The following is a 2,584-nucleotide window of genomic DNA, read 5'->3' as shown; positions in this document are numbered from 1 at the left end:
CCCCGCAGGCGAACTGACCCGCACCCTCGACAAACTGCGTGGCGAGATCAAGTACCAATACGAAGCCAACGGCCAGCTGCACAGCCGCGACACCGGCCGGCTGATCGACAGTGAAGAATTCCGCTACGACGCTGCGGCGAACCGGTTGAACTTCAACACCAGCCAGTTTGACCACGTCAAGGACAACCGCCTCCAGCGCTGGCGGGATCAGGAATATGCCTACGATGCGTGGGGCAACCTGATTGAAAAACGCAGCGGCATGGGCAAGCTGCAGACGTTTCGTTATGACTGTGAAAATCGCTTGGTACGGGCTGAGACGTTGGTTAATGGCAAGCTGGAAAGTACCGGATCGTATCGGTACGACAGCCTCGGGCGGCGGGTTGCCAAGGTTTCAGAGGTCAAGGGTACAACCGAGCAGAAGCACTTTTTGTGGCAAGGCTTGCGGATGCTGCGTGAGGAGCGGCCGGGGCAGAGCAGTTTGTACCTGTATGAGCCGGGGAGTTATGCGCCGTTGGCCCGGGTGGATCAGGCAGAAGGTGAAGAGCAGCAGCTTTACTACTTCCATACTGATCAGATTGGTACGCCGTTGGAGATGACGGACGCCGAGGGGCAGATCGTTTGGCAGGCGACGTACAAGGCGTGGGGGGCGGTTGAAAAGCTGGCGGTCAATGACGTCGAGCAGAACCTGCGGTTTCAGGGGCAGTATTTCGACGACGAGACGGGGCTGCACTACAACACGTTTCGGTATTACGATCCGGAGGTAGGGCGATTTGTTACGCAGGATCCGATTGGGTTGTTGGGGGGCTTCAACCTTTACCAATACGGTGCGAATCCAATCGCTTGGATCGATCCTTGGGGTTGGAGCGCAAAACCTCCTCATTCACCAGATGTATCAAAATGGCTGGAAAAAGGCGGTTCGGTACATTCAGAAATTGAAGGGAGGACATGGGTATACAGTGATTGGGAGGGCAATAGTGTCAGGTACCCTAATGGACATCCAGACTTTACACCGTTCGAGCGTCAACAGATTGATGTCCCGGACTTGAAAGGAAATCACGGAAAGAATCCGGGCGGGGATTTCGGAAAGGCTGATGCGCTTGCTCCTAAAGGCAGTGCAGATTACACGAAGAATACTTGGCATCATCATGAAAATATGAAAACGATGCAGGAAGTTCCTAAAAAAATTCACAACAGGTTCACTCACTCCGGTGGAGTGAAAAATATGAAATCCACATGCTAAGGTTAGGTGAAGTATGCCAGTAGTGTATAAGTCAGGTTTGAAGTCCGCAGATGTTGATTATATTGAAGTGGAAATTAGTAGGAGGTTCTCAGTTGGGTATAGAGATTTTTTATGCAAGATGAATGGGTTTTACTTGACGGCGCCCGATTACGCGCAGATCCCATTAAGTTCTGTTGATGAGGGAGTTATTAGTTTTGATCGGCTTTTTGGACTTTTGCCAGAGGAGGATTGTAATGATGTAATTTGTTTTAATAGGGAATTTATTGATGAACTCGACTTTCTCGATGAGGCTGTTGCTATCGGTGAGGATGGAGGAGGGAATCCTTTCGTCATGGTTGGTAAGCTTGGCGAAAAAGGTGTTTATTATTGGGATAGAACCCATCTTCATGAGTCTGATTTGAAGAATTATTTTGACATCCCGGAGCAGAACGATTGTGGGAACTTGTTTTTTGTTTCTGGGAGTTTTGTTGAGTTCTATGACTTGATTATCAAATGTGTGGGCGGTGCGCCGGTTTTTATAGAGGATATTTAAGGTTTTTACTGTTCATGATTTTGGTTTTGTACGGAATGTTCGTCATTTCAGTTAATGGGGGAGGTTAAATAATGAAAAAAATAGCGTGATGATATCGGTGTGAAAATTTATATATTTAGGGTGGAGGTAAACATGCAATTCCAGTTTCATGGTTATATTTGCCAAATACGCCATTGAAGTTGGAAATGGGGGGCGTTTTTTTTAGATGATGGGGCAATTTATCATGCTCTTTAAAAGTCTGGATTAATTAGTGTACGTCATTCGTCTTGCTGACGGGCTCTACGTACCGCCCGTGGATTGCCGAGCAGCCGCCAGGACGCCAAGGGCCAGCGCATCCGCTACGAATACGACCCGGCGATTCGCCTGACCGCGCTGATCAACGAAAACAACGCGGCGTACCAGTTCGCCTACGATGCCTCGGACCGGTTGATCGAAGAAAAACGCATCGACAACCTGACCCGGCGCTTCAGCTACAACCTGGGCGGGCATCTGACCCAGGTCGATGAAACCGGCTACGGCGAACGCGGCGAGCGGCCACAGCGCCGCACCGAGTTCGAGCGCGACAGCATTGGCCGGCTGCTGGCCAAACTCAATGCCGATGCCCGTCAGGATTACGTGTACGACGACGCTGATCGCCTGCTGTCGATCCAGCGCCAGCCGAGCGCGCAGGGCAAACAACTCGGTGTCAGCGAAGAAACGCTGGAATTCGCCTACGACCTGCTCGGCCGGCTGGTCCAGGAGACCACGGCTCAGGGGGCCTTGTCCTACGAATACGATCCACTGAGCAACCTCACCACCCTGACGTTGCCCAG

2 protein-coding genes and 1 pseudogene are annotated in these 2,584 nt (G+C 51.1%); all 3 read left to right on the top strand.

Annotated elements, in window-relative coordinates:
* Positions 1 to 1,240, top strand: a 1,240-nt coding sequence (locus ACM6J5_RS16300) for an RHS repeat-associated core domain-containing protein (RefSeq protein WP_414928966.1), incomplete at its 5' end; no start/stop codon positions are given.
* 13 nt (positions 1,241 to 1,253) lie between these two features.
* Positions 1,254 to 1,772: an SMI1/KNR4 family protein gene (locus ACM6J5_RS16295; protein WP_414928965.1), complete on the top strand. Its 519-nt coding sequence runs from the start codon at positions 1,254 to 1,256 to the stop codon at positions 1,770 to 1,772.
* A gap of 273 nt (positions 1,773 to 2,045) precedes the next feature.
* Positions 2,046 to 2,584, top strand: a pseudogene (locus tag ACM6J5_RS16290) (type IV secretion protein Rhs); the annotation flags it as partial.

The organism is Pseudomonas sp. IT-P74 (genome assembly GCF_949768175.1).
Taxonomy (GTDB): Bacteria; Pseudomonadota; Gammaproteobacteria; order Pseudomonadales; family Pseudomonadaceae; genus Aquipseudomonas.
Note: the sequence above shows the minus strand (reverse complement) of the source record. Positions and strands in the feature narration are given on the sequence as shown.